Source organism: Lentibacillus amyloliquefaciens, from assembly GCF_001307805.1.
Taxonomy (GTDB): domain Bacteria; phylum Bacillota; class Bacilli; order Bacillales; family Amphibacillaceae; genus Lentibacillus; species Lentibacillus amyloliquefaciens.
The window spans coordinates 2,043,795-2,068,421 of the sequence record NZ_CP013862.1 but is presented as its reverse complement, the minus strand read 5'-3'; the positions used below and the strand labels follow the sequence as shown (position 1 = coordinate 2,068,421).

Sequence of the window (24,627 nt, the reverse complement as noted above, 5' to 3'; positions counted from 1 at the left end):
ATTCTATTGTATCATGCGGTGGAGTAAGAATTGTTTTTATGAAACTCCGTGGAGTGTTATAGGCACTTGAAGTGGTACAGGGCAAAAGTCAGCACCTAAACCATAGCATTGATAGAACTAAGGGAACGTGGGAAGTCAAGAACGTGGAGTTTACACAGACAATGAAGCGTTACTAGGGAACTAAGAATTATTAATAACCTAGTTTAATCTTGATGAAAGTAGTGACATGAGCTTTGAAACTTCTGTAATGGAAGTAGAGCAACAGTCACAAGTCAACATTATAAAGAAAAGAAACCTAAGTCATTACCATAGATTTCCCGTAAGACCAAAAGGTCACAACCAGGAACTTCTAAGGGGGTGACGAACTATGGACAACATTAGACACAAAGATAGAAAACTCAGACATTCGGAATACTACGGTATGCAAGAAGTGTACGATAAACTCTATCAAAGAAGTGTCGAAAACCAAAATTTCAAATCACTCATGAAAATCATTACATCTGATAACAATATTCTTTTGGCATATAGAAATATAAAACGAAATGGCGGAAGTACAACAACAGGTGTAGATGGTAAAACAATTAAAGATATTGAGATACTGGACACTGATGAATTTCTAAACATCGTGAAAAGAAGGTTTGCGTGTTATAAACCAAGAAAGGTTAAACGAGTAGAAATACCGAAACCAAACGGTAAGAAACGCCCACTGGGTATTCCGTCTATATGGGACAGAATAGCACAACAATGTTTCTTACAGGTTTTAGAGCCAATATGTGAAGCAAAATTCAACTCACATAGTCACGGTTTCAGACCAAATAAATCAACGGAACACGCAATAGCCGACTGTGCAAAGAAGATGAATATCATCAAAATGCAATATGTGGTCGATATAGATATCAAAGGATTCTTCGATGAAGTATGGCATTCAAAACTAATTAGGCAGCTCTGGGCTATGGGAATACGAGATAAACAAGTCCTAGTCATTATCAGGAAAATGTTGGAGTCGCCGATACAATTTCCAAATGGAAAAGTATTCACACCGACGAAAGGAACGATGCAAGGCGGTATTTTATCGCCATTACTTGCTAACGTAAATCTCAATGAGTTCGATTGGTGGATAGCGAATCAATGGGAAAATCGAAGAATGTCGGAGATAAAAACCCAATACAATTCCAATGGGACTGAACACATGGGAAATCACCATAAAAAAATGCGCTCACATACTAATCTTAAGGAATGCTATTTCGTAAGATATGGTGATGATTTCAAGGTTTTCTGCCCGGATAGAAAAACAGCAGAAAAACTATATCATGCTTGTAAGCAGTGGTTAGAAGAACGTTTACGTTTGCCAATATCGGAGGAGAAGTCCAAGATCACTTACCTTCGTAAAGAAGAAAGCGAGTTTTTAGGTTTCTCACTAAAGTTAGAAAGAAAAGGCAAAAATCGCTATGTTATGCATTCCCATATATGCACCAAAGCTATTAATCGAATGAAACAGGAACTAAAAGCACAAATAATACAGATTCAGAAAGCTCCTAGACGTGCTGACGGGATTAGAGCAATTGGCAAGTACAATAGTAAAGTTATAGGAATGCACAACTACTATAGGATAGCCACACATGTCAATAAGGATTTCAAGAAAATTCACTACCCAGTGCTTTTAACAATGAATACCCGATTGATAAATTCTGGACTATCTAAAACTGGAAAATATACCGGAAAGGATAAAGGTATAGTCAGATACACAAATTCGAAGAATATGAGATACCTGCTCGGTAGACCCATAATTCCTGTGAGTTACGTACGGCACCGAAAGCCTATGTACCCTAAAACATACATTAATAAATATACCTCACAAGGTAGAAAACTAATTCATGACAATCAAAAGGCTGTGTCCGAAGCTTCACTTCAATGGCTACGAGAACACCCTGTAATAAATGACCGTGCAACGGTCGAATTTAATGATAACAGGATTTCCTTGTATGTCGCGCAATATGGTAGGTGCTCCGTAACAGAAGAGGAATTAGAAATAACTGATATGCACTGTCATCATAAAAAACCGTACCACCTAACACATGATGACAGCTATAACAACTTGACGCTCATAAAACCCGAAGCACATGCGCTTATACATGCAATAAGAACCGATACTATCAATGAATATCTAGCGATATTAAAGCTTAATGAACAGCAGCTTCATAAGCTTAACAAGTTGCGTAAGTCAGTGGGAAACAAGAAAATTAAACAATAATCAATATCTAAAATAATTTGAATGATGATGAATACATGGTAAGTTGTCAGACTTAGGAGCACACAAATCTTTAAGTGTTGATGGAACGCCGTATGCGGTGAAAGCCGCTCGTATGGTGTGGAGCGGGGGAAAAGTTGAAGATAACTTCAAAAACTTACCTATCGCTATTAGCCAATGGGAAGACAAATAAAAGAATTGCTTTATTTTTTCGGATCAGATTTGCGTTACTCACTCACAATTTTCTGGACGATTTTACTGTCTATATTGGTTGTTTCACTGGCATTCACTTACTTTCTGGCAGGTTTGGATAATGAGGTGACACTTTTTACGTTCAGCCTGACAGGGCCAATGTATGTTTACTGCGCTATTTTGGGATTCCTGACGGTTAAAGATTCAGTACCATTTTTAATCAAGATGAGTGCCACACGCAAAAATATTTTTGTCGGATCAGGTGGATTTTTTCTTATGCTCTCTCTGGCCATGGCTATTGCTGCGGCTGGTCTGCAGGAGCTTGTCATGGCGTTAATGAACGCAACAGGAGTCGACTTCTTTTTATTTCTTCACCCGGCTTATTTCCTGGATGGCACATGGTATACACGCATTGTCATTGATACAGCCATCATGTTTTTCTTCCTGGCAGCTATGTTCATGATAGGCTTGTTGTTCTATAAATATGGCATAGCCGGCGGAGGGAGCTTCCTTGGTGTACTGCTCCTTATCAGTCTGTTAGGCATCGCACAGGGATGGCTCATTGATTTCGTTGTTGATGTATTTACCGGCATTGACCTTATATTCTTTTATCAGCTGTTCGGTATTGGAGTGGTGATTTATGGTATATCCTTCTTGTTTTTGCGGCGAATTACAACCGTTAAAGTGAAATAGAAGGGTTGGACATAATTAAAACGGCCAACTTTAAAGACGAACAATATGCTACTTGAGCGGAGGAAATATGCGAAGACTCCTGCGGGAGCATAGGCATAGGTGAGACCCCGCAGTGCGCCAGCACGAGGAGGCTCACCAGCCGCCCGCGGAAAGCGGAGTATTTTTCCGGAGCGGGTTGTATGTACCAGCCATATCTAGTTAATTCGGATTTTTTAAATAAAGCGCCTTTGCCCCAACCTCCTTTTAACTTGCCATTTCCTTTTTCCTGAATATCATGACTGAGGCGATTAACAGCAATCCAATCATGATGCCTGTCACGATAGCCGCACAGGTTAAGTCTGATGGAGCATTGCCCGTAATCACCATTTGCTGAATATATGGGGAGATGCGGCTGGGGCTCCATTCAAGGACATGGGAAAAAACTGATGTCACTATACTGATGAGTCCAACTGTTGCGATTGTCAAGAATGCAATCAGTCCTGGTATTTTGAATATGGCATTGTAAAAAATCGACAGTGACACAACAAGCATGAACCATAATCCGTAAAAAAACAGTACCTGCAGTAGTGCACCAAACGATAATTCACCGAATAACAAATTGATATAATACCAGCTGGCAAGCATGCCAAGCGCAAAGGAAACCAGTATCAAACAGGCAGTTGAAGCCCATTTGGCTGTAATGTAATTCGTATAGGAAACGGGCTTAACAAGAACCAGTTCCGACACGCCGCTTTTACGCTCACCGGCAATGGTCCCCATTGATATAAGAGCAATGATTGCCACGCCAATCGTGTTGAATTGACCGAGACTCAACATAACGACGTCACTCGGCTGATATTCCGGCAGGTCAATTTGTGTTCCATCCGGCAGCCCGCCTGTTGCTTCAATAATTTGCGGCAAGTAATAGTTAGTCAGCGGGTCCATGACAGCAATCAGTATCATAACCAGCGGGACCCAGATCCATTTCACATTGCGAACGTTTTCTACTAATTCTTTATGAAAAAGCACCCACCATTGCATCAGCTCTTCACCGCCTTCATGAACATATCTTCAAGAGAAGTCCGGTTGATGCTGAAAGATGTAAGTGCCCATTCTTCAGCTGAAGCGGCTGCTAAAATATCATGCCGGGCTGCTGTCATATCGCTGACGGTCACATGAAGATACCCGCGGTCGATCCACGAATTTGTGACATGCTTAAGGGCGTTTAGCTTTTCCCTGTAGACGATTAAATCCCCTTCAAAACTGAGTTCAATTTTGGCAGTTTGATATCTTTCCCGAAGGTCAGTCATTGATCCTGATTCCATGATTCTGCCTTCATGCAGGAGCAGTAATTCATCACTCACTTCGTCCGCATCACTTAAAATATGTGTCGAAAATAAAATCGTTATATCGTTTTTCAGCTCTTCCATTAATGTCAGTACTTCCCGTCTGCCAATCGGATCGAGTGAGGATACCGGTTCATCAAGCATCAGCAGCTTTGGCTGGTGAATCATCGCCTGAGCAATGCCGAGCCGCTGTTTCATGCCGCCGGAATATTTGCCGATTCTTTTATTAGCGGATTCTGAAAGGCCGACACGCTCAAGCAGTTTTTCCGCTCGTTTAACGGATTTCTGTTTGGATAAATGAGCAAGACGGCCGACATAGACAAGGAACTCTTTCCCACTCATCCATTTAAAAAAGACAGGGTGCTGCGGCAAATAGCCAATTGATTCCCGATTATCAGCATTTTGTTTCTTACCAGCAAATGTAATGGTTCCGCTTGTCGGCTTAATTAATCCTGAAAGCGTTCTGAGTGTTGTTGTTTTACCGGCACCATTTGGACCAATCAGGGCGATGCATTTACCGGATTCAAACTTGAAGCTGACTCTGTCGACTACAGGTTGGCGGTCATAAATTTTGGTTAAATTGTCTGCGCTTAGCAAGATCATTTTAGTCGTTTCTCCTTCCAAAAATAAAATAAAGAACCGGTCCAACAAAGTTAATCAAAATAATGACCAGAATCCACATCCACTTTGGCCCATTTGTTTTTTCCGCACGGATAAGGTCTATAGCCGCAACAATCAGCAAAATGAATTGAATAACGATCAATGGTGCTATTACACCCCAGTTGATTTTGCTTAAAAGATCGATGACATCCAATATGAGCACTCCAATCATGAGCTTAGAAAGTTTCTTTATCTTGTATTTAAATTTGAATCGTTGCTCTCGCGGGGATTCTTAAGACAGGAGTTGATAAGCTTTCCCTCGGATGTTTTGAAATAATCAAGGGGGGAATAATGCCTTGAGTTGTGTTTACGAGCTAATTGATATCCACAAAACTTTCAACAGCATGAACAGCTCAACTAAAGTAATCAACAGGTTTATACACACTATCCACACAAGGTTGTAAAGTTATCCACTGGACCGGTGTGAATAACTGACCTTTTTGTGGAAGGATTTCAGCGAGTTATCAACACAGGATGATTTTCTGTGGATAAACAAAAGGAAATCGCCATCTTAACTGCAATTTCCTTTTTGGCTTATCCTGCCATAAAGATCGCATCTATCGTTCTGTTTCATCAAGTGCCTCTTTGAGATCCGGATAGGAAAACGGATAATGAAAGTCTTTGGCTTTTTTCGGCAAAACATACTGCCCTTTTTCGATTAATAAGCTCATCTCCCCGATAGCTGTCCAGACCATAAAGGCTGGGGCCGGGAGCCAGAAGGGGCGGTTAAGGATATCGGCAAGCACACGGGTGAAATCTTTATTCCGTTTCGGATTGGGTGCGGTCACATTGACGGGTCCGTTGATTTGTTCGTTAAACATGCAAAAATGTATTAGACCGACAACATCTTTTATATGAACCCAGGAAACCCACTGCTCACCGTTTCCAATCCTGCCGCCTGCAAACATTTTAACCGGAAGTTTCATCAGAGGCAGCGCACCAACTTGTCCCAAAATGACACCAAATCGTGTATAAACAGTTCGAATGCCAAGCTGTTCCGCCTGTTTTGCCGTCTGTTCCCAATCCACAACAACATCGGCCAGGAAGTCATCTCCGGGGTTTATGGTTTGTTCTGTGAATATGAGTTCTTCTGACGTTCCGTAAAAACCGACGGCTGAACCGCTGATGAATACATCCGGTTTAGTTTCCATTTGTTCCATCATCCTGATGACCTTTTGCGTGGTGTTAATCCGGCTAGTGCGGATGACTTTCTTTTTCTTTCTGGTCCAATAACCGAACAGTGAGTCGCCGGCAAGGTTAATGACCGCATGAATTCTCGGCAGATCTTTAACCGGATGGTCATAGCCGATGTATGCGATATGATTGGTGTCTGTACGCTTCTCAGGTGAGCGGGTTAGTACGTACACGTGATGCCCTTTTTCAGTGAGTTCCTTTGTCAGGTGAGTACCAACAAATCCGGTTCCGCCGGTTATCATGATATTCATTCCAGTCACTCCGATCACTTTAAGTTTTATCCTGCATGCAACTGGCAGTATGACCCCCAGCCCAAATGTACGCGTATACGATGAAGATTAGGAGAGGGATCAACTGTCAGTAAATATTTTTCTTTTGGTGTACTGATTTTTCCAGTCCTTTACATGATATAATAGTTTGAAAAGGGAGGGAAGATGATGCCTAAAATCACCCGGATCACAACACAAAAGAAACATAAAGATCGCTACAATATTTTTCTGGATGACGGAGGTGGGGAAAAGTATGGGTTCAGTGTCGATGAATCGATATTAGTTGAATATCGGCTGCGCAAACAGATGGAGCTGGACGACAGCACCGTGACCGTTCTCATCCAGAAAGATACACTTCATAAACACTATACCCTTGCCATCAATTATTTAAGCTACCGGATGCGCACAAAAAAAGAAATGCGTGATTATCTTGTTCAAAAAGAAGTGGATGAGGAACATATTTCACAAATAATGAAAAAGCTTAATGAAGAAGGACTTACAGATGACCGGGAATTTGCCCGTAGCTTTGTGCGGACGCGCATGAATACGTCAAGCAAAGGTCCGATTCTCGTCAGACAGGAACTGCTGCAAAAAGGCGTAGCTGAGGAGCTGGCCAGTGAAGCTGTGGCTATTTATTCATTTGATGTCCAATTTGAAAAAGCATTGAAACTCGCCGAGAAAAACCTTCGTTCAAACAGCAAAAAGTCATTTCGCCAGCAGGTCCAGAAAATGCAGGGAACGCTGATGCAAAAAGGCTTTACAGGTGATGTGGTTAAGGAAGTGACATCAGAGCTTCAGAACCAAAAAGATGACGATGCGGAATGGGAAGCGCTTGTTAAACAGGGTGAAAAACTGCTGCACAAACATCGGCAGAAATACAGTGGCTTTCAGCTCAGCCAAAAAGTAAAAGAAGCCCTGTATCGCAAAGGCTTCACAATTGATTTAATCAATACGTTTTTAGACGAGTACATGGAACAATAAGACTGCTCAATATAACATCCGACGCTTGCTTATTGAAAAAGGCTCTTACTGGTCAATCACAATTTCGCTGCGGCCGTCGTCTTCATTGAAAATCTGTTCAGCCACACCTTCTGGCCCTTTCAGAACGGAAGGATCTTCGACATGGGATGATTTATCCCAAAACGGGGTGTTCATACCGCCCATGTAAACGGCAGTGATAGCGATAGGGTCATCTTTCCATTCTTTTTGCAGACTTTCCGTAAGCCCTTTTACTGCAAATTTGCTGGCAGAATAAATGGATTCATGCACTTTGCCGCGCAGACCGGCCGTTGAAATAATCGTCAAAATTCGTCCGCTATTTTTACGGATAAGGGGAAGTGCAGACTGAACGGTCAGAATGGCACCTTTAACATTGGTGTTGAGTGTTTTGTCGATATCTTCGCTTGTGTAATCTTCCAGCGGACCAAAAATTCCGACGCCTGCATTATTAATGAAAACATCCAGTTCGCCGATTTGCTGAAAAGCAATGCTCACTGAAGCGGGCTCCTGCACGTCGCATAAGATTACTTCTGCATGACCTCCCTTTTGTTGAATTTCTTTCTGGACAAGATGAAGTTTCGTGTCATCGCGTCCCAGTAAAAACACTTTATAATCATTTTTGGCATATTTCAGTGCCAGTGCACGGCCAAGGCCGCTACCCGCACCGGTAATGGCAACCGTAGACATTCTGTATCCCTCCAAATAATAACGTAATTTTCTCTGCTATAGAGAATGCCTCCTCAGCATGGGTATTCTTCTGAAATGTCTTTAGCACAAGGATATCATGAACCTTCGATATAATTATACTATTTTTGGAAATGCCCCCATAGAGAACTGACTTGTTCCCGTTATAAGATTTGTTGAAACAAAAAACAAAATCAATGTTAAGAAAGATATTGACTTTTTGCTGTATGACCCCTAAAATTCGTTAGGTGTTTTTATCCCGCATGTAACGGACAGTAACCCGCCCAAGAACGGCGTTTAACTGTCCGTAAATGTCCGATTCTGCTTAACTAACATTCAGTGAAGAAAAACACTTCACTGAATGAAGTTTCGCTTTAGAATGCCTGATTGGGGGTCATGTCAATGTATCATGTTTATAAATATGCTGTTCTGTTTGCTGCTTCGATTATTTTAGGATTTGCCTTTAATATGTTTCTGCTTCCGCATGAGGTATTATCAGGCGGTGTAACAGGTCTTGCTATGATTTTGGGGCTTGTTTCCCCATTGAACTCAGGTATCTGGCTTGTTGTTTTAAACATTCCTGTATTTCTTATTGGATTAATGAGGCTGGGGAAGGAATTTATATGGAACAGTGTCCTTTCTGTCTTTATCACATCTATGTCGATGCAGTATATCCCGATATTGCAGGTAGCAGCAGATCCGTTATTGTCAGCGGTATTCGGAGGTATCATTACAGGTGTTGGGATTGGTCTCATTGTCCGATTGAACGGATCCACTGGGGGCGCTGATATTATAGGGCTCGTTGTTACTCAAAAACATGATATCCCGCTTGGTGCATTGATTTTTGGCATCAATAGTACTGTCGTGTTTATATCAGGGTTTGTGTTTTCCTGGAATTTGGCATTATTGACGATGGCCTCTATTTATATTACAGGTGTTGTAATCGACCGTATTCATACCCGTCATATAAAATTAAGTCTGATGGTTGTCACAACGAAAGGTGAAGAGCTAAAAAATGAACTTATTGGCAATTTGATCAGAGGTATTACGGTCATGAATGGCTATGGCGCTTACACGAATAATGAAAACAAAGTGCTGTATACTGTTATCACTCGCTATGAACTGGCACTTGTCAAGCATCTTATTAAGAATACAGATCCGAAAGCGTTTGTCAGTATAAGTGAAACCAGTGAAGTATTTGGGAACTTCAGGAAATCATGATCAATCCAACCGCATAAGTTAATTTTTACCATGGCGCATTTGCAGCAAAGGCAAGTGTGCTTTTTTTGAATTCGGCTATGCTAAAGGTCAGTGATGACGTTTCGCCTGAAATGATGAAAAATCAACATCATATTGTAATAGTAGCGAGCAAGTGACAGGAGTATTCAATTTCCTTAACTATTGATAAAATGTAAACTGATAGAGAAGGGAGCAATCAAAATGGATTACAGATATAGTGATTACACAGTAGATCAGCTGCGCGAGGAAGTCGGCAGATTGAAGGAAAAAGCACAAAAAGCCGAGCAGTTTGGCAATATCAGTGAAGTGGCCATCAACGAACGAAAGATGCAGATGGCGATTGCTTACATGATGAACCCGGGTGATTTCAAGCCGCATGAGGTATATGAGCTGAAAGGCGACCCTGGCTATAAATTTAAAATTAATTATATAAACGGTGTGTTTGCATGGGGCCATCGCGTCAATTTATTGGATGAAGCGCACGAAAAAGAAGAAGCATTACCAATATCACTGCTCGGGGACAAGATAGAGGCATCGTAAACTGCAGCATGTTTGCTGGAACCTGAAAAAAAACAACAGCCGGGCTGTGCGCTGGCTGCTGTTATACCGGATTATCACCGATATCCAGTTTATGCTGCAGTTTTTGTTCAGAAAAGATCCATCCGGTATAAGAAGTCTGAATACGCATGTTATCATCAATTTGCACTACGGCCACAAACGGATAGCGTTCATTTGACCGGTACCGCAAATCAATGAACCGTACTTCGGTAAAGTCATCAAAATCGTGCACTTCCCAACGGTAAACCGGAGAGAAGGATAAAAATGCAGCAATGTTCTTATCCTTTTTCGCCAGTTCAAACAGCTGATTGTCCGGTAACGGGATCTTTTCAAATTGATCAACGATGTTAATATGACCATCGATGACCGATCCTACATAAAAATAATCGGTTGTCGTAATGGCTACACGCCATTGATTTTGCTTAATGGTTGGAGAGGTTGCAATCTGCTCAGTGTTCGGGTAAAATTCTTTAATCGTCCTTACAATGTCACGTTTATCCATATACCGTTTGACATAGTAAAGTGCAATAACGGCATAAATCGTCAAAAACGTATATCCCGGATTCGCTCCAAACAGCCATGCGATTATCCCGCCAATATGGAGCAGGAAAATATACGGATCGAACGTATTAATGACCCCATGTGCAACCCATCTATTTGTAAATGGCCGATAAGCTTGTGTTCCATAGGCATTCGGTATATCAACAAGAACATGGATGATGACGGAAAGCGCCGTCCATGCCCATAAATGCAGAAAACTGAGGCCCGGCACGATTGCATAAATGACACCGGCTATTAGCACACCCCATATCAGAACTGCGGGAATCGAGTGTGTCGCGCCCCGATGATGCCGTATATAAACAGCGTTGTTGCGCAATTTTAATACGGTATCGAAATCCGGTGCATGTGAACCTATGACAGTTCCGGCTAACACAGCGGCAAACATACCAGGATCATTTTGCACAGCGGGATCCAGTGTAGCAAGCCCGCCGATTGCAACCCCATAACAATATGGGTGCCTGTGTCCATAAGGTTCCTCCTAATATTCGATTTGTACAGTTGTAATCTATATCAACACGTGTAATTTTAATATAGGTTACTTTAATTATAACACAAAGGAAGTTATCTAATGAGTGATAAAATCTTACAGAGTTTTGACATTCAAGGCTTTCAGGAAAAACTGATTGATTGGTATCAAAACAATAAGCGTGACCTGCCATGGCGCAAGGATCAGGATCCGTATAAAGTCTGGGTTTCCGAGATAATGCTTCAGCAGACGCAGGTTAATACGGTTATTCCTTATTTTCAGCGGTTTATGTCAAAATATCCAACGCTATATGATTTAGCTTATGCAGATCCCCAGGAAGTTTTAAAAACATGGGAAGGTCTTGGTTACTATTCCCGTGCACGGAATTTACAAAACGCCGTTCGCGAAGTTGCTGAATCATATGGCGGTAAAGTACCGGATGATCCGAAACGACTGGGGAAGTTAAAAGGCATAGGGCCATACACAAAGGGAGCCATTTTATCGATTGCTTTTGATCAGGTACTGCCGGCAGTAGATGGCAACGTCATGCGTGTTCTGGCGCGTGTCTTGAAAATAGAAGATGATATCGCAGACCCAAAGGTAAAAAAGCAATTTGAACGTTATGCTGAAGCGCTTATTTCCCATGAGGACCCTTCATCGTTCAATCAAGGCATCATGGAGCTTGGAGCATTAGTCTGCACGCCTAAAGAACCGATGTGCATGTTCTGTCCGGTCCAGGAGCATTGCCGGGCATTTCAGGAAGGGCGTGTGCACGAACTGCCATTTAAATCGAAAGCAAAAAAACAGAAAAAAATGTCGTATACGGTTTTGTTAATCAAAAATAACCACAATGAATATGTGATCGAAAAAAGGCCTGAAGATGGTCTCTTGGCAAATATGTGGCAATTCCCGATGGTCCCGACGGGTGAAATCGGCAAGGAACATATTGAAAATTGGTTCCGGCTGGAATATGGCATAGATGTTGAATTGTCAGCTAAGCAGGTCGACTTGAAGCATGTGTTCACGCATATCATATGGCAGCTGGAAGTCGTCACTGCAACGACTGCCAGTGAAACTTCAGACGATGAGCGCCTGCAGTTCGTGAGCTGTAAGAAAATGGAAGATCACCCTTTTCCTGTTTCGCATCAAAAAATGTTGCCGTATTTACCATGAAGGCTGTTCTCGTAAAAGTTGTTATTTTGTCGCAACATCCATAAATTGCGAAACAGTGACAGTGTTGATTTACGCTGTGGGCAAGTCGCGCACCTTAGGGCAACGCTTCAGCTTCCTCGGAAGCAAAAACCGCTTCCTCGAAAAAGAAAATCACTTTTTCTTCGTGCGATGTGTTACTGTCGAAGCTTTCCTTGTCCTGCGGGATCTTCAGCCGTTGTTTTTCCCGCAGGAGTTGACTGCCTCGGCTCCAATCAAACGTGTCACTAGCGGAGGAAACACACGAAGACTCCTGTGGGACAGCGAGCTCTTGTAGACCCCGCAGTGAGCGAACTTTGCTCACTAGGAGGCTCGTGGTGAGCCCACGGAAAGCGAGTATATTCCAGCTGCGTCTCCAGAAAGCTTTTCCAAATAATGTAGCAAGATTTTGTTTAGCATTTTACATCAAATACGAAGGTTAACGCGTAACATATTTTATGAAATGAGCCTTCGTGAAATCCGGGACGACAATTTAAATGTCATGTCTCATGCTTACAATGTTGAAGAAGCTTCCGTCGCTTTTTCCATTATTTATCAAAACCAGTTGATTTTTACTCTGATTTAGAAGGATAACGGTTTATAAAATGGAAAAGGTAATGAGTGCGGAGGTGATAATGATGGCTAAAAAACAACCCAACAAAACTTCTGCTGGTACAAACGTACAAAAAGTAAAACAGCAGAACCAAAAAGCCCAGCAAGGTCAAGGTCAGTATGGTACTGAATTTGCATCAGAAACAAATGCGCAGGAAGTCAAAAAGCAGAACCAAAAGTCAAAGCAAAATAAGAAATAACTAAGCAACCCCCGATTTTTAACGAATAGTAGCTCTGTAAATGTGATTTGCAAAAAGCTGATGTGAAAGGAGACGCACAAATAAGCGAGCGTCTGAAGCTAAAAATCAATGAAACAGAGCTCTGAAGAGAGCCCTCTTGCCTGGGGCTCTCTTTTTTATGACTGAATTTCACGCCGGATTCAATCCGTTTTTAGGTTGATGTAATGACAACCGTCCTCTGAGAACTTTTCCCTTGCTGATTTGCTTTTCTTCAAATATCCAGTCATTACACTTATAATGAAAGGACACGTAATTATCAGCTTTTCAAATTTACAGTGGGAATTCTGTCAATGTGGACGTTTTTGAAGGGGAGATTGGATGACTGCACCAGAAGCTGGCTCAGCCATACGAATACATAGCTATAAGCATAATGGTCAATTGCACCGTACATGGGAGGACACACTGGTGCTGAAAGGAACTGAAACAATTGTCATCGGTGCGAATGATAAAACAGAGGTCAAAGAAAGTGATGGACGGAGCTGGATAACGCGGGAGCCTGCCATTTGCTACTTTCATGCGGATTATTGGTTTAATATCATCGGCATGTTGCGTACTGATGGGATTTATTATTACTGCAATATCAGCTCGCCATTTGTATTTGATGAGGGGGCATTGAAATATATTGATTACGACCTTGACGTCAAAGTGTATCCGGATATGACATTTGATTTGCTTGATGAGGATGAATATGAGGAGCACAAACAACAAATGCATTATCCCGGCTCATTGGATCGTATTTTATATCGTCATGTCGATTATTTGCTTGGATGGGTCAGGCAGCGCAAAGGGCCATTTTCAGGCGAATTCATCGATCAGTGGTATGAGCGTTATTTAACTTATAAATAATCATATTTCAAATAATTGCTTATCACCGTGGATAGTTTTATAATCGATTGAGTGTGGTTGATTGGAAAAACCTTGTTACGGCTGTAGCAAGGGTTTTATTTTGAAAGAATTATTATATAATAAGGAAGCGAATATAATGAGCAGTATTAAACAATATTTACAGTTCGTCAAACCTTATAAGTGGAAAATACTGGTAACGGTATTGATCGGGATCCTTAAATTTGGTATTCCGCTTCTTATGCCGTTAATTTTAAAGTATGTTATCGACAATATCATCAATGCAGATGACATGACGGATGCAGCAAGAATAGAACAGCTGTTGTGGCTGATGGGCGGTGCGTTTGTCATATTCCTGATCCTGCGTCCGCCGATTGAATATTTTCGGCAGTATCTCGCGCAATGGGTCGGGAACACAATCCTGTATGATGTCAGGAATAAATTGTTCGATCATATACAAAAACTGAGCCTCAGATTCTATTCTCAGACAAAAACCGGGGAAATTATTTCCCGGGTAATACATGATGTCGAACAAACGAAAAACTTTGTTGTCACAGGTCTGATGAATATTTGGCTGGATATGATCACTATTTTGATTGCAATCGGTATTATGCTGACAATGGATGTCGGCCTCACGATTGTTGCTGTCATTCTGTTCCCGATTTTCGGTTTTTGTGTGAAGTTCTTCTATGGCCGATTGAGACGATTGACACGGGAGCGTTCGCAATCACTTGCTGAAGTCCAGGGCCATTTGCACGAACGGGTGCAGGGAATTCCGGTGACAAGAAGTTTTGCTCTCGAAGATTATGAACAGGGACAATTTGACAATCGGAATGCCAACTTTCTGCAAAAAGCGCTGAATCATACGGACTGGAATGCCAAAACGTTTGCCGTTATGAATACCATCACCGATCTGGCACCCTTACTGGTCATTGCGGCAGCCGGCTATCTTGTCATTCAAGGTGATGTCACAGTTGGTACGATGACTGCATTTTACGGCTATATGGAACGCGTATACGGCCCGCTGCGGCGTCTTATCAGCTCCTCAACAGTTCTGACTCAGTCGGTTGCGTCAATTGACCGTGTGTTTGAATTGATGAATGAAAAATATGACATAGAGGATAATCCAGGTGCCAAACAACTCGGACCTCTTGACGGAAAAATTGATATCGAAAAAGTATCATTTAAGTATGAAGATGAGGAAGCGGAAGTGTTGCACGACGTCTCGCTTAACGTCAAAAGCGGTGAAACGATTGCATTCGTCGGCATGAGCGGCGGCGGTAAATCTACGCTGATAAGTCTGATTCCGCGTTTTTACGATGTAACAAGCGGTTCGATTAAAGTGGATGGCACGGATATCCGTAATGTGCAAGCCCGCTCGTTGCGTGATAATATTGGCATGGTTTTGCAGGATAATATATTATTCAGTGAATCCATTGCGATGAATATACGCATGGGCAACCCTGATGCTACTGATGAAGAGGTTGTCGCTGCTGCCAAAGCGGCTAACGCCCATGACTTTATTCAAGAATTGAGCGAAGGCTATGACACCACGGTTGGCGAACGCGGTGTGAAACTTTCCGGCGGGCAGAAACAGCGGATCGCGATAGCAAGGGTGTTTTTGAAAAACCCGCCAATCCTGATTTTTGATGAGGCAACTTCCGCGCTTGACTTGGAAAGCGAGCATATCATCCAGGAAGCAATGGAACGACTTGCTTCCGATCGGACGACATTTATTGTAGCTCACCGCCTGGCAACCATTACACATGCGGATCGAATTGTGCATATTGAAGATGGCGAAATTAAAGAAGCGGGACCACACAGTGAACTGATGGCAAGGAAAGGTCATTATTACGATTTGTATCAGGTGCAAAATTTGGATGGTGCGTGATGGGCTGCATTCGTGCAATAATTTCTAAAATCGCGCGATGATATCTGATTTCGCGCAGTAAATGATTAAATTCGTGCAGTTAACCGGAATTTTCGTGCAGTCTTATCACTGCTTCAAAAAATCCGCTGCGGCAGTTCTTTCACTATCAAACCATAAAAAAGGGGGCATGATTCCAGAAAAATTGTTTCTGGAATCATGCCCCTTTTTCGTGTTATCAGCTGCAAGCTTACCTTTTCTGGTCCTCTGTCATGGCAGCAAACGCTTTGCCGGCTGCTTCAATGGTTGCATTAATATCCTCATCAGTGTGTTCAGTGGTCAAAAACCATGCTTCAAATTTGGATGGTGCTAAATTAATGCCCTCTTCAAGCATCAGATGGAAGAATCGGGCAAATGCATCACCATCGCTTGCATCAGCTTCGTCATAATTTTCCACAGAATCAGTGCCAAAGTAAACAGTCAATGCGCCACACATGCGATTGACAGAAATTGGGATTCCTGCCTCGGATGCTTTTTCTAAAATGCCATTTTCAAGGCGTTCGCCGAGGCGATCCAGTTCTTCATAAACGCGCGGTTCCTGAAGTACTTCCAGACAGGCAATGCCTGAAGCCATCGAGGCGGGGTTTCCGGCCATTGTTCCGGATTGATAAGCAGGCCCAAGCGGTGCGACTTGTTCCATAATATCCTGCCTGCCGCCGTATGCTCCGATTGGCAGGCCGCCGCCGATGATTTTACCCATTGCGGTCATATCCGGCGTGACGCCATAAATCTGCTGTGCGCTTCCGTAAGTGAACCGAAATGCGGTGATGACTTCATCATAAATAACTAATGAACCTGCATCATGTGCTATGTCATTAACACGCTTTAAAAATCCATCATGCGGTTTAACAATACCGAAGTTGCCGACGATCGGCTCAACAAGAACAGCTGCCATTTCGTCTCCCCATCGCTCCATGGCTTTCTGGAAGGTATCCGTATCATTAAACGGAACGGTAATCACATCTTCAGCAACTGATTGCGGAATGCCTGCTGAATCCGGGGTTCCCAATGTTGCCGGGCCAGACCCGGCTTCAACCAGCACTGAGTCAAAGTGGCCGTGATAGCTACCGGAGAATTTGATGATTTTGTTCCGGCCTGTATAAGCTCTGGCTACCCGGACGGTTGTCATCACAGCTTCTGTTCCGGAATTGGTAAATCGCACTTTTTCAAGAGACGGGATAGCTGATTTCAGCATTTTCGCGAATTGATTTTCAAGCTTTGTCGGTGTGCCGTATAAAACGCCGGTTTTTGCAGCATTAGAGATGGCCTCAGCGATATGCGGGTGGCCATGGCCGGTAATAATTGGTCCGTAAGCGCCGAGGTAATCAATGTATTGATTGCCATCGACGTCCCAGAAATAGGCCCCTTTTCCATGATCCATGTAAACAGGTGTACCGCCGCCAACCCCTTTATAGGCACGCGACGGGGAGTTGACGCCTCCGACAATATGGTTAAGCGCTTCGTCATGCAATGCTTTTGATGTTGAGAAATTCATTCGTACTGCCTCCAAAATAATTTTCTAAAAAAGATTCCGATACTGATTATACCCGATTGACCTCATCAGAAAAAATATATGGCAATTCAGCAAATGGATAAGCATAGGATGAGAATAAGCAGGTGATATTATGGATGTTATATCGCTAATTGTTGCAATTGGGGTTGCTGTTGTTGTCGCAGTCAGTATTTTGGATTTTATCCGTGGCGGAAAAACCCGTGAACGTATGCATGTGCACGAAGGCCAGTTCTCTTTTGAAATTTTTTATACATTACTTATGATTTATTTGATCGTCATACTTGGTTTTGGGCTTATTTATTTTGTGTTGTCGATGAATCATATTTTGCTTGTTGAAGGCGGCGAACTTCGGGAAGTCAGTATGTTTGGCTCGTTGATTCATTCGTTTTATTTCAGTGGAGTGACCTTATTGACGATTGGGTACGGGGATATCACGCCGATTGGAATCGGTAGAATCATAGCGCTCATCCAGGCACTGATCGGTTATGTTCTGCCGGCTGCGTTTGTCTTGAAAATTGTACAAAATAATCAGTATAATAGAGAGAGAAATGATGATATGCTATAGTGGACATATTAGGGTGTTTAAGACATTCTTGTTTTAGCACCTATTATTGGAGTAATAATGGAGGGATATCAATGCGTGCAGAAGTAGGCAAACAAGCGCCTGAGTTTACATTGAACAATCAGGACGGCGAGCAAATCAGCCTGTCCGACTACAAGGGTCAGAATATTGTTCTCTATTTTTATCCGAAAGATATGACACCAGGCTGCACGAACGAAGCGTGTGACTTCCGTGATAATAAGGAAAAATTCAGTGATCTCAATGCAGTTATTATCGGCGTCAGTCCCGATCCGGTTGAAAGTCACCAGAAGTTCATTGATAAACATGATCTGCCGTTTATGCTGCTGGCGGATGTCGATCACCAAGCTGCAGAAGATTACGGTGTATGGAATGACGGCATCGAACGGTCAACTTTCATCATTGATAAAGAAGGCAATCTGCAGAAAGAATTCCGCAAAGTTAAAGTGGACGGGCATGTGGAAGAAGCCCTTGGCTATTTGCGGGAAGCAAGCTGACTTAATGTTAACAGTCCATCTACGGGTGGGCTGTTTTTAATGTATAGAATACAGAGAATCTTTCAATCATCCGGGAAAATTAATGGAATTTTGCTCCGAAAACGGTTACGATGGGGACAAGACAATACGGGGAGGCATTATAGTGATTATCCTTTTTTCAGTAAAAGTTTCTGAAAAACATCGCACACGACTCCGTGAAAACTATCCTGATATCAATTTTATTTTTTGCCAAAATATGGATGATGCCAAAAAGGATTTAAAGCGAGCGGATGTTGTTGTAACCTATGGTAATGATTTGAACGCTCGTTTGATTGACGAGGCCTCCCAACTAAAATGGATTATGGTGCTGTCTGCGGGGTTGGAAAAAATGCCGTTTGAGGCAATCAGCCAACGTGGCATTATGGTGACAAACGCAAGAGGTATCCATAAAACCCCGATGGCGGAATATGCGTTTGCCATGCTGCTGCAGGTCACTCGCCAGGTTAAACAGGTTATAGCAAACGAAGCAGAAAGAAATTGGGACCGGTCGGTAAGGATGAGTGAGCTGAGCGGCAAAACAATGCTTATTGCCGGGACCGGTGCGATTGGCAAAGAAGTGGCACGACTTGCAAAAGCTTTTCGAATGAATGTGAATGGCGTTTCACGAAGCGGCAGGCCGGTGGAGAATTTTGATCAAACGGTTAAACACGATGAGCTCGGAAAACTCTTGCCAGAAGCAGATTTTCTTGTGTCTGTTTTGCCGAGCACAAAGGAGACGAACCGTTTCTTCACATTTGACCACTTTCGGAAAATGCCGGCCAATGCTGTGTTTTTGAACATGGGGCGCGGTGACGCCGTCGAGGAAGACACAATCTTAAAAGCAGTTCGTGAAGGGGAAATCGCCCATGCTGTGCTGGATGTGTTTGACCAAGAGCCGCTCCCGGAAGATCATCCGTTCTGGACGGAAGATAACATTACCATCACACCGCATATATCCGGTGTCTCACCGCATTATCACCGGCGGGCGCTCGAGATTTTTGATGAAAACTTGCAAACCTATTTAAACGGCGGTACGGATTATAAAAATGAAATTGACTTAACCAGGGGGTATTAAGATGCGTATATATACTCGAAAAGGTGACAAAGGCCAAACGTCTTTAATCTCAGGGAAACGCGTGCCGAAAAATGACTTGCGCGTAGAGGCTTACGGGACGTGTGATGAAGCCAATTCCATGATTGGTCTAGCGCTCAGTTTTCTTGATAACGAAGATTGGGTGGGCAAGGACGCATTTTTGGAACAGATGCACCGCGCCCAGACGATTTTATTCCATGTGGGAGCAGAGCTGGCCACACCAACGGATAAGGAAGTCACGTGGAAGCTGAAGCAAGAGCACATTGATGAACTTGAAGCACAGATGGATGAGTGGGACAAAAATCTGGAGATGCTGCGCAACTTTATCCTGCCATCAGGACATTCCGCATCGAGTTCACTGCACATGGCCCGGACGGTTGCCAGGCGTGCCGAACGTACTGCAATCGCTTTGAACGAACAAGAAGAGGTCAACCCGCTTGTCATATCCTATTTGAACCGTCTGTCCGACTTTCTGTTTGTCGGAGCAAGATATGTCAACCGGGCTGTCGATGGAAAAGAAACACCTCTGCAAGCAGACGTTTAATAAGTAAAAATGAGCGATTATTTCAAGTGGAGATCGCTCATTTTTATTTTGAATTAATAATATTAACACGTTTGCAATATACTTATATTGACAGAATAGAGTTAAAGCGAGTACACTTTAATTATAAGAATTACAATATAAGAATATTATTTGGACTGAATAAATTACTGAAAGTGGGGTGCATGGCGGTGTCTGATCAGAAATTGCAAGAAGCAATCGATACACTCAGAGGCTCAGGCGTACGCATAACACCACAGCGTCATGCGGTACTTGAGTATCTACTTAACTCGATGATTCACCCGACTGCCGACGATATATACAAAGCGCTTGAAAGCAAATTTCCGAACATGAGCGTAGCCACCGTATACAACAACTTGCGTGTGCTGCGTCAGATAGGGCTCGTCCGGGAATTGACTTATGGTGATTCATCAAGTCGTTTTGATTATAACTCTAGTGAACATTATCATATAATTTGTGAAGAATGCGGAAAAATTGAGGATTTCCACTATCCGGTATTGGATGAAGTTGAATCATTGGCTGAACAAGTCACGGGATTCGATGTCACGCATCACCGTATGGAAATTTACGGCACATGTGAAGATTGCAAGGAGCTGGAAACACAAAAACACTAATCCGTCCAGACTTGTGATAAGCGGTGCCGGACGAATGGGAACTTATGAAGTTATTCGATTTTCTTTCATAATAAAAAACGTCAGCTGATGAAACCAGCTGGCGTTTTTTCTATGGTATTATTTATCTTTTGATTCGGCTTTTGCTTGTTTTCGGTATTTCCGTTTATTGTACTTCTCATCAAATTCAATGCCTTCGAGATCTTTATCGAGTGTCAGCGGCTGTTTGCAGTGCATACAGGCATCGACACGGCCAAGCATTTTGGTCGGTTTTTCGCAGTTCGGGCACTCAATCGGCACAGCTTTCGTTGAGAGCATTCCTATCCAAAAGTACACAACACAACTTAAAATAATGAACAAAAGCCCGAACAGAAACAGTGTCAGCATAAGCCATTCAATATTTCTTGACAGCAGTCCCCCGTACATGACCGCGAACCCGACAAAAATCAGAATCAGTGCAAATGAACGGATTTTATTTATTTTACTGGAATAGACCAATTTATCTGCCATGAATAGTCCTCCTTGATGTATTACAGAAATAGTATAGCATATTTTGCCACGTCTGAAAGCAAAAAAAGCTGTTTCACTATAGAACGGAAATCCTGTCTAAGTAATCGCTTTAATAAATGATTATTCAGTGACAATTGAAGTATTTTTGATGTTTAAAAAAGGATTTCCTAAAATGATAACGAATAATATAGTAATGAAAATAAGCGATGGAGGATTCGCGAAATGGAAAATTTACTAAGGCCGATTTATCAGAAGCGCACAAGCCATCCTGATACATTAGGGATGATTTTAATTGAAAAGAAGAAACCGGATAGTCCGATAACAGATAATTTTGATGTGATTTTATTGATTATAGTTACACACGCAAGAACGAACTGGCAGGAAGAACATTATGAATATGACGGTAAAACTGCCGTTATGCACACGATAACGGAAGAGTTATTATTGAAGTGGATTGACACAAATGGCTATCGGAAAGCCATTGAGTGGATAATGTCCGGGGAGATCATTTTTGACCGGGATCAGTATGTAAGCCGTTTTAAAGAAGAATTGAAGACGTTCCCGCATGAGAAGAGAGATTTGCGGAAAGTCATCGAATTCGGCAAATTGCTGAAGAGTTATTTTGAAGTAAGGGATCTCTACAACACTGGGCAGTATAAAGATGCTTTTGCACGAATGGTTCATTCACTTCATTACTTGGCAAGGCTTGCCGTGATTGAAAAAGGGTATTACCCTGAAGTGACATTATGGAAACAAGTCAAAAAGATCGATCCTGAAGTGAACAGACTTTACGAAGAATTAATTGAAAGCAAAGAGGATTTGCCGGAGCGGGTCCAGCTGATGATGCTGGCGGCGGATTTTGCCATCAGCCGCAGGACAAAAGGTTCGGCCAAGCATCTATTGGATATTATGAGTGAAAAAGATGGTTCTTGGTCATTTGATGAGTTGAAACACCAGCCCGGCGTTAAACCTTATGAATTCGATTTAGCTTCCATGCTTAATTATTTAGGCGAAAAAGGAATGGTGACAACTGAAAAATTTGAAACCGAAGCCGCGAATGTTTATCAGCGCCAATATAAATACAACCCGTATGAAATATAGCTTTTGCTTTATTAAGATTAATGCAGCGTAAACGGGGAGGAAATTGAAAGTAGGAAGTTTGCGTCGGCCGAACAGCAGGAAAAACCGTAACGGTAGCAGTGTCCTTCCTTGCTGAGGGGGGGGAGAATTTAATACACTTGCACCTTTCGGGATTCCTTTGTGCGACTTATGAGTGAGTATGAATTGCTGCGCAGCCAAAAGTCGGCTCTCTGCTTTGGAGAGTGTATTCTTTGGTATGGCAACGTTTATTCAGTCAACTGATTCTTTTTGAAAATGTTTATTGACTTTCATTTTCACGCATGGTACATTTATATCCGTCGCAAAAATTCAAACCGAATTTGAAGCGGCAGCTAAGAAAAATTCTCTCTTGATAAATGAGAGGTTTTCATGTTACTTTATATATCGTTGTCTTTTCAGCACAACTCATTCTTCCAAGAAATCGATAAAAAAGTTATTGACTTTCAGTTGCGAAGATGGTATATTAATAAAGTCGCTTTTTTGAACGCGGCATTGAAATTGCTCCTTGAAAACTGAACAAAACAACCAGTATGACAAACGATGTCAGAGGTAAGAAGTTGAAGAATCAGCTGAGCTGATTTGATGCAAACTTTTACCCCTTGAATCAATTTTTGTAAGCTAAGACTGAGATTGATCGGTGTCAATTTCGGACAAACTTTTTTGGAGAGTTTGATCTTGGCTCAGGACGAACGCTGGCGGCGTGCCTAATACATGCAAGTCGAGCGCGGGAAGCAGGCAATCGCCCTTCGGGGTGTGCGCTTGTGGAACGAGCGGCGGACGGGTGAGTAACACGTGGGCAACCTGCCTGTAAGACGGGGATAACTCGTGGAAACGCGAGCTAATACCGGATAATGCTCATGGCTGCATGGCCAGGAGCTGAAAGGGCGGCCTTTGGCTGCCGCTTACAGATGGGCCCGCGGCGCATTAGTTAGTTGGTAAGGTAAAAGCTTACCAAGGCGACGATGCGTAGCCGACCTGAGAGGGTGATCGGCCACACTGGGACTGAGACACGGCCCAGACTCCTACGGGAGGCAGCAGTAGGGAATCATCCGCAATGGACGAAAGTCTGACGGTGCAACGCCGCGTGAGTGATGAAGGTTTTCGGATCGTAAAACTCTGTTGTCAGGGAAGAACACGTGCTGTTCGAAGAGGGCAGCACCTTGACGGTACCTGACCAGAAAGCCCCGGCTAACTACGTGCCAGCAGCCGCGGTAATACGTAGGGGGCAAGCGTTGTCCGGAATTATTGGGCGTAAAGCGCGCGCAGGCGGTCTTTTAAGTCTGATGTGAAATCCCGCGGCTCAACCGCGGGCGGTCATTGGAAACTGGAGGACTTGAGTGCAGAAGAGGAGAGTGGAATTCCACGTGTAGCGGTGAAATGCGTAGAGATGTGGAGGAACACCAGTGGCGAAGGCGACTCTCTGGTCTGTAACTGACGCTGAGGTGCGAAAGCATGGGTAGCGAACAGGATTAGATACCCTGGTAGTCCATGCCGTAAACGATGAGTGCTAGGTGTTAGGGGGTTTCCACCCCTTAGTGCTGAAGTTAACGCAATAAGCACTCCGCCTGGGGAGTACGGCCGCAAGGCTGAAACTCAAAAGAATTGACGGGGGCCCGCACAAGCGGTGGAGCATGTGGTTTAATTCGAAGCAACGCGAAGAACCTTACCAGGTCTTGACATCCTCTGATGGCGGTAGAGATACCGTGTTCCCTTCGGGGACAGAGTGACAGGTGGTGCATGGTTGTCGTCAGCTCGTGTCGTGAGATGTTGGGTTAAGTCCCGTAACGAGCGCAACCCTTGATCTTAGTTGCCAGCATTCAGTTGGGCACTCTAAGGTGACTGCCGGTGACAAACCGGAGGAAGGCGGGGATGACGTCAAATCATCATGCCCCTTATGACCTGGGCTACACACGTGCTACAATGGATGGAACAAAGGGCCGCGAAGCCGCAAGGCCAAGCCAATCCCATAAAACCATTCCCAGTTCGGATTGCAGGCTGCAACTCGCCTGTATGAAGCCGGAATCGCTAGTAATCGCGGATCAGCATGCCGCGGTGAATACGTTCCCGGGCCTTGTACACACCGCCCGTCACACCACGAGAGTTGGCAACACCCGAAGTCGGTGAGGTAACCTTTTCAGGAGCCAGCCGCCGAAGGTGGGGCCAATGATTGGGGTGAAGTCGTAACAAGGTAGCCGTATCGGAAGGTGCGGCTGGATCACCTCCTTTC

The 24,627-nt window shown here is 43.2% G+C and carries 23 protein-coding genes, 1 rRNA gene and 1 pseudogene; 16 read left to right on the top strand and 9 right to left on the bottom strand.

Annotated elements, in window-relative coordinates:
• Positions 1-367 precede the first annotated feature (367 nt).
• Both ltrA and AOX59_RS10365 read left to right on the top strand, forming a co-directional pair.
• A complete protein-coding gene (ltrA, locus tag AOX59_RS10370; protein WP_068445309.1) occupies positions 368-2,251 on the top strand; it encodes a group II intron reverse transcriptase/maturase in 1,884 nt (627 codons plus the stop codon).
• A 174-nt stretch (positions 2,252-2,425) separates the two neighbouring features.
• Positions 2,426-3,133 carry a hypothetical protein gene (locus tag AOX59_RS10365; protein ID WP_068445306.1) on the top strand — a complete coding sequence of 236 codons (708 nt, stop codon included), beginning with the start codon at positions 2,426-2,428 and terminating at the stop codon, positions 3,131-3,133.
• Positions 3,134-3,376: 243 nt separating this feature from the next.
• Here AOX59_RS10365 and AOX59_RS10360 read toward each other — a convergent pair whose 3' ends face one another.
• The 4 genes from AOX59_RS10360 to AOX59_RS10345 all read right to left on the bottom strand — a co-directional run bounded on the left by AOX59_RS10360 (position 3,377) and on the right by AOX59_RS10345 (position 6,563).
• A complete protein-coding gene (locus AOX59_RS10360; RefSeq protein WP_068445304.1) occupies positions 3,377-4,153 on the bottom strand; it encodes an ABC transporter permease in 777 nt (258 codons plus the stop codon).
• Positions 4,153-5,061, bottom strand: coding sequence for an ABC transporter ATP-binding protein (locus AOX59_RS10355; RefSeq protein WP_068445300.1), 909 nt, complete (start codon positions 5,059-5,061; stop codon positions 4,153-4,155). The genes AOX59_RS10360 and AOX59_RS10355 overlap by 1 nt, the downstream gene beginning before the upstream one ends.
• A gap of 1 nt (position 5,062) precedes the next feature.
• Complete coding sequence (locus AOX59_RS10350; RefSeq protein ID WP_179946399.1) at positions 5,063-5,290, bottom strand: PLD nuclease N-terminal domain-containing protein; 228 nt, start codon at positions 5,288-5,290, stop codon at positions 5,063-5,065.
• A 385-nt stretch (positions 5,291-5,675) separates the two neighbouring features.
• Positions 5,676-6,563: a TIGR01777 family oxidoreductase gene (locus AOX59_RS10345; RefSeq protein ID WP_068445296.1), complete on the bottom strand. Its 888-nt coding sequence runs from the start codon at positions 6,561-6,563 to the stop codon at positions 5,676-5,678.
• Between the two features lie 183 nt (positions 6,564-6,746).
• Between AOX59_RS10345 and recX the strand changes: the two genes are divergently transcribed.
• On the top strand, positions 6,747-7,562 hold the full coding sequence (recX, locus tag AOX59_RS10340) for a recombination regulator RecX (protein WP_335338738.1): 816 nt from the start codon (positions 6,747-6,749) through the stop codon (positions 7,560-7,562).
• Positions 7,563-7,607: 45 nt separating this feature from the next.
• Here recX and AOX59_RS10335 read toward each other — a convergent pair whose 3' ends face one another.
• Positions 7,608-8,267 (bottom strand): SDR family NAD(P)-dependent oxidoreductase, encoded by a 660-nt coding sequence (locus AOX59_RS10335; RefSeq protein WP_068445291.1) that lies wholly within the window; start codon positions 8,265-8,267, stop codon positions 7,608-7,610.
• A 399-nt stretch (positions 8,268-8,666) separates the two neighbouring features.
• On the opposite strand from AOX59_RS10335, the gene AOX59_RS10330 reads away from it, so the two are divergent.
• Complete coding sequence (locus AOX59_RS10330) at positions 8,667-9,485, top strand: YitT family protein (RefSeq protein WP_068445289.1); 819 nt, start codon at positions 8,667-8,669, stop codon at positions 9,483-9,485.
• Positions 9,486-9,704: 219 nt separating this feature from the next.
• The gene (locus AOX59_RS10325; RefSeq protein WP_068445288.1) at positions 9,705-10,043 is read left to right on the top strand and encodes a YfhH family protein; all 339 of its coding nucleotides are present in this window, start codon (positions 9,705-9,707) and stop codon (positions 10,041-10,043) included.
• 61 nt (positions 10,044-10,104) lie between these two features.
• Here AOX59_RS10325 and AOX59_RS10320 read toward each other — a convergent pair.
• A pseudogene (locus AOX59_RS10320) lies at positions 10,105-11,090 on the bottom strand (metal-dependent hydrolase).
• A 100-nt stretch (positions 11,091-11,190) separates the two neighbouring features.
• Here AOX59_RS10320 and mutY point away from each other — a divergent pair.
• The gene (mutY, locus tag AOX59_RS10315; protein ID WP_068445286.1) at positions 11,191-12,261 is read left to right on the top strand and encodes an A/G-specific adenine glycosylase; all 1,071 of its coding nucleotides are present in this window, start codon (positions 11,191-11,193) and stop codon (positions 12,259-12,261) included.
• Between the two features lie 94 nt (positions 12,262-12,355).
• Here the strand turns inward: mutY and AOX59_RS19670 are convergent, their stop codons facing one another.
• The gene (locus AOX59_RS19670; RefSeq protein ID WP_156418678.1) at positions 12,356-12,601 is read right to left on the bottom strand and encodes a hypothetical protein; all 246 of its coding nucleotides are present in this window, start codon (positions 12,599-12,601) and stop codon (positions 12,356-12,358) included.
• A gap of 313 nt (positions 12,602-12,914) precedes the next feature.
• Here AOX59_RS19670 and AOX59_RS10310 point away from each other — a divergent pair, with 313 nt between their 5' ends.
• The 3 genes from AOX59_RS10310 to AOX59_RS10300 all read left to right on the top strand — a co-directional run bounded on the left by AOX59_RS10310 (position 12,915) and on the right by AOX59_RS10300 (position 15,861).
• Positions 12,915-13,088, top strand: a complete 174-nt coding sequence (locus AOX59_RS10310; RefSeq protein ID WP_068448266.1) for a gamma-type small acid-soluble spore protein — start codon at positions 12,915-12,917, stop codon at positions 13,086-13,088.
• A gap of 357 nt (positions 13,089-13,445) precedes the next feature.
• Positions 13,446-13,973 carry a nucleoside tri-diphosphate phosphatase gene (gene ntdP, locus AOX59_RS10305; protein ID WP_068445284.1) on the top strand — a complete coding sequence of 176 codons (528 nt, stop codon included), beginning with the start codon at positions 13,446-13,448 and terminating at the stop codon, positions 13,971-13,973.
• Positions 13,974-14,109: 136 nt separating this feature from the next.
• Positions 14,110-15,861: an ABC transporter ATP-binding protein gene (locus tag AOX59_RS10300; RefSeq protein ID WP_068445282.1), complete on the top strand. Its 1,752-nt coding sequence runs from the start codon at positions 14,110-14,112 to the stop codon at positions 15,859-15,861.
• 226 nt (positions 15,862-16,087) lie between these two features.
• Here AOX59_RS10300 and AOX59_RS10295 read toward each other — a convergent pair whose 3' ends face one another.
• Complete coding sequence (locus AOX59_RS10295) at positions 16,088-17,392, bottom strand: glutamate-1-semialdehyde 2,1-aminomutase (RefSeq protein ID WP_068445280.1); 1,305 nt, start codon at positions 17,390-17,392, stop codon at positions 16,088-16,090.
• A gap of 130 nt (positions 17,393-17,522) precedes the next feature.
• Between AOX59_RS10295 and AOX59_RS10290 the strand changes: the two genes are divergently transcribed.
• The 5 genes from AOX59_RS10290 to perR all read left to right on the top strand — a co-directional run bounded on the left by AOX59_RS10290 (position 17,523) and on the right by perR (position 20,774).
• Positions 17,523-17,975 carry a potassium channel family protein gene (locus tag AOX59_RS10290; protein WP_068445278.1) on the top strand — a complete coding sequence of 151 codons (453 nt, stop codon included), beginning with the start codon at positions 17,523-17,525 and terminating at the stop codon, positions 17,973-17,975.
• 71 nt (positions 17,976-18,046) lie between these two features.
• Entirely contained in the window at positions 18,047-18,487 is a 441-nt protein-coding gene (bcp, locus tag AOX59_RS10285) for a thioredoxin-dependent thiol peroxidase (protein WP_068445276.1), read from the top strand.
• A gap of 142 nt (positions 18,488-18,629) precedes the next feature.
• Positions 18,630-19,580, top strand: a complete 951-nt coding sequence (locus AOX59_RS10280) for a D-2-hydroxyacid dehydrogenase (protein WP_068445274.1) — start codon at positions 18,630-18,632, stop codon at positions 19,578-19,580.
• Position 19,581: 1 nt separating this feature from the next.
• Entirely contained in the window at positions 19,582-20,142 is a 561-nt protein-coding gene (locus tag AOX59_RS10275; RefSeq protein WP_068445272.1) for a cob(I)yrinic acid a,c-diamide adenosyltransferase, read from the top strand.
• A 182-nt stretch (positions 20,143-20,324) separates the two neighbouring features.
• Positions 20,325-20,774, top strand: a complete 450-nt coding sequence (gene perR / locus AOX59_RS10270; RefSeq protein WP_068445270.1) for a peroxide-responsive transcriptional repressor PerR — start codon at positions 20,325-20,327, stop codon at positions 20,772-20,774.
• Between the two features lie 117 nt (positions 20,775-20,891).
• On the opposite strand, the gene AOX59_RS10265 is transcribed toward perR, so the two are convergent.
• Positions 20,892-21,281, bottom strand: a complete 390-nt coding sequence (locus AOX59_RS10265) for a YgzB family protein (protein WP_068445268.1) — start codon at positions 21,279-21,281, stop codon at positions 20,892-20,894.
• Between the two features lie 222 nt (positions 21,282-21,503).
• Here AOX59_RS10265 and AOX59_RS10260 point away from each other — a divergent pair, with 222 nt between their 5' ends.
• Together AOX59_RS10260 and AOX59_RS10255 are read left to right on the top strand one after the other, a co-directional pair.
• Entirely contained in the window at positions 21,504-22,382 is an 879-nt protein-coding gene (locus AOX59_RS10260; protein WP_068445266.1) for a nucleotidyltransferase-like protein, read from the top strand.
• A 675-nt stretch (positions 22,383-23,057) separates the two neighbouring features.
• Positions 23,058-24,626 (top strand): 16S ribosomal RNA (locus AOX59_RS10255).
• The last annotated feature ends 1 nt before the right edge of the window (position 24,627 follow it).

What these genes read in the sequence shown, in the direction of transcription:
- AOX59_RS10365 (WP_068445306.1), top strand. Translation starts at nt 2,426, where the DNA reads ATGGGAAGACAAATAAAAGAATTGCTTTATTTTTTCGGATCAGATTTG.
- AOX59_RS10265 (WP_068445268.1), bottom strand. Translation starts at nt 21,281, where the DNA reads ATGGCAGATAAATTGGTCTATTCCAGTAAAATAAATAAAATCCGTTCA.
- AOX59_RS10325 (WP_068445288.1), top strand. Translation starts at nt 9,705, where the DNA reads ATGGATTACAGATATAGTGATTACACAGTAGATCAGCTGCGCGAGGAA.
- perR (WP_068445270.1), top strand. Translation starts at nt 20,325, where the DNA reads ATGGCGGTGTCTGATCAGAAATTGCAAGAAGCAATCGATACACTCAGA.
- AOX59_RS10275 (WP_068445272.1), top strand. Translation starts at nt 19,582, where the DNA reads ATGCGTATATATACTCGAAAAGGTGACAAAGGCCAAACGTCTTTAATC.
- mutY (WP_068445286.1), top strand. Translation starts at nt 11,191, where the DNA reads ATGAGTGATAAAATCTTACAGAGTTTTGACATTCAAGGCTTTCAGGAA.
- AOX59_RS10350 (WP_179946399.1), bottom strand. Translation starts at nt 5,290, where the DNA reads ATGATTGGAGTGCTCATATTGGATGTCATCGATCTTTTAAGCAAAATC.
- AOX59_RS10345 (WP_068445296.1), bottom strand. Translation starts at nt 6,563, where the DNA reads ATGAATATCATGATAACCGGCGGAACCGGATTTGTTGGTACTCACCTG.
- AOX59_RS10360 (WP_068445304.1), bottom strand. Translation starts at nt 4,153, where the DNA reads ATGCAATGGTGGGTGCTTTTTCATAAAGAATTAGTAGAAAACGTTCGC.
- AOX59_RS10260 (WP_068445266.1), top strand. Translation starts at nt 21,504, where the DNA reads ATGGAAAATTTACTAAGGCCGATTTATCAGAAGCGCACAAGCCATCCT.
- AOX59_RS10330 (WP_068445289.1), top strand. Translation starts at nt 8,667, where the DNA reads ATGTATCATGTTTATAAATATGCTGTTCTGTTTGCTGCTTCGATTATT.
- AOX59_RS10295 (WP_068445280.1), bottom strand. Translation starts at nt 17,392, where the DNA reads ATGAATTTCTCAACATCAAAAGCATTGCATGACGAAGCGCTTAACCAT.
- AOX59_RS10310 (WP_068448266.1), top strand. Translation starts at nt 12,915, where the DNA reads ATGGCTAAAAAACAACCCAACAAAACTTCTGCTGGTACAAACGTACAA.
- ntdP (WP_068445284.1), top strand. Translation starts at nt 13,446, where the DNA reads ATGACTGCACCAGAAGCTGGCTCAGCCATACGAATACATAGCTATAAG.
- AOX59_RS10300 (WP_068445282.1), top strand. Translation starts at nt 14,110, where the DNA reads ATGAGCAGTATTAAACAATATTTACAGTTCGTCAAACCTTATAAGTGG.
- AOX59_RS10335 (WP_068445291.1), bottom strand. Translation starts at nt 8,267, where the DNA reads ATGTCTACGGTTGCCATTACCGGTGCGGGTAGCGGCCTTGGCCGTGCA.
- AOX59_RS10355 (WP_068445300.1), bottom strand. Translation starts at nt 5,061, where the DNA reads ATGATCTTGCTAAGCGCAGACAATTTAACCAAAATTTATGACCGCCAA.
- recX (WP_335338738.1), top strand. Translation starts at nt 6,747, where the DNA reads ATGATGCCTAAAATCACCCGGATCACAACACAAAAGAAACATAAAGAT.
- bcp (WP_068445276.1), top strand. Translation starts at nt 18,047, where the DNA reads ATGCGTGCAGAAGTAGGCAAACAAGCGCCTGAGTTTACATTGAACAAT.
- ltrA (WP_068445309.1), top strand. Translation starts at nt 368, where the DNA reads ATGGACAACATTAGACACAAAGATAGAAAACTCAGACATTCGGAATAC.
- AOX59_RS10290 (WP_068445278.1), top strand. Translation starts at nt 17,523, where the DNA reads ATGGATGTTATATCGCTAATTGTTGCAATTGGGGTTGCTGTTGTTGTC.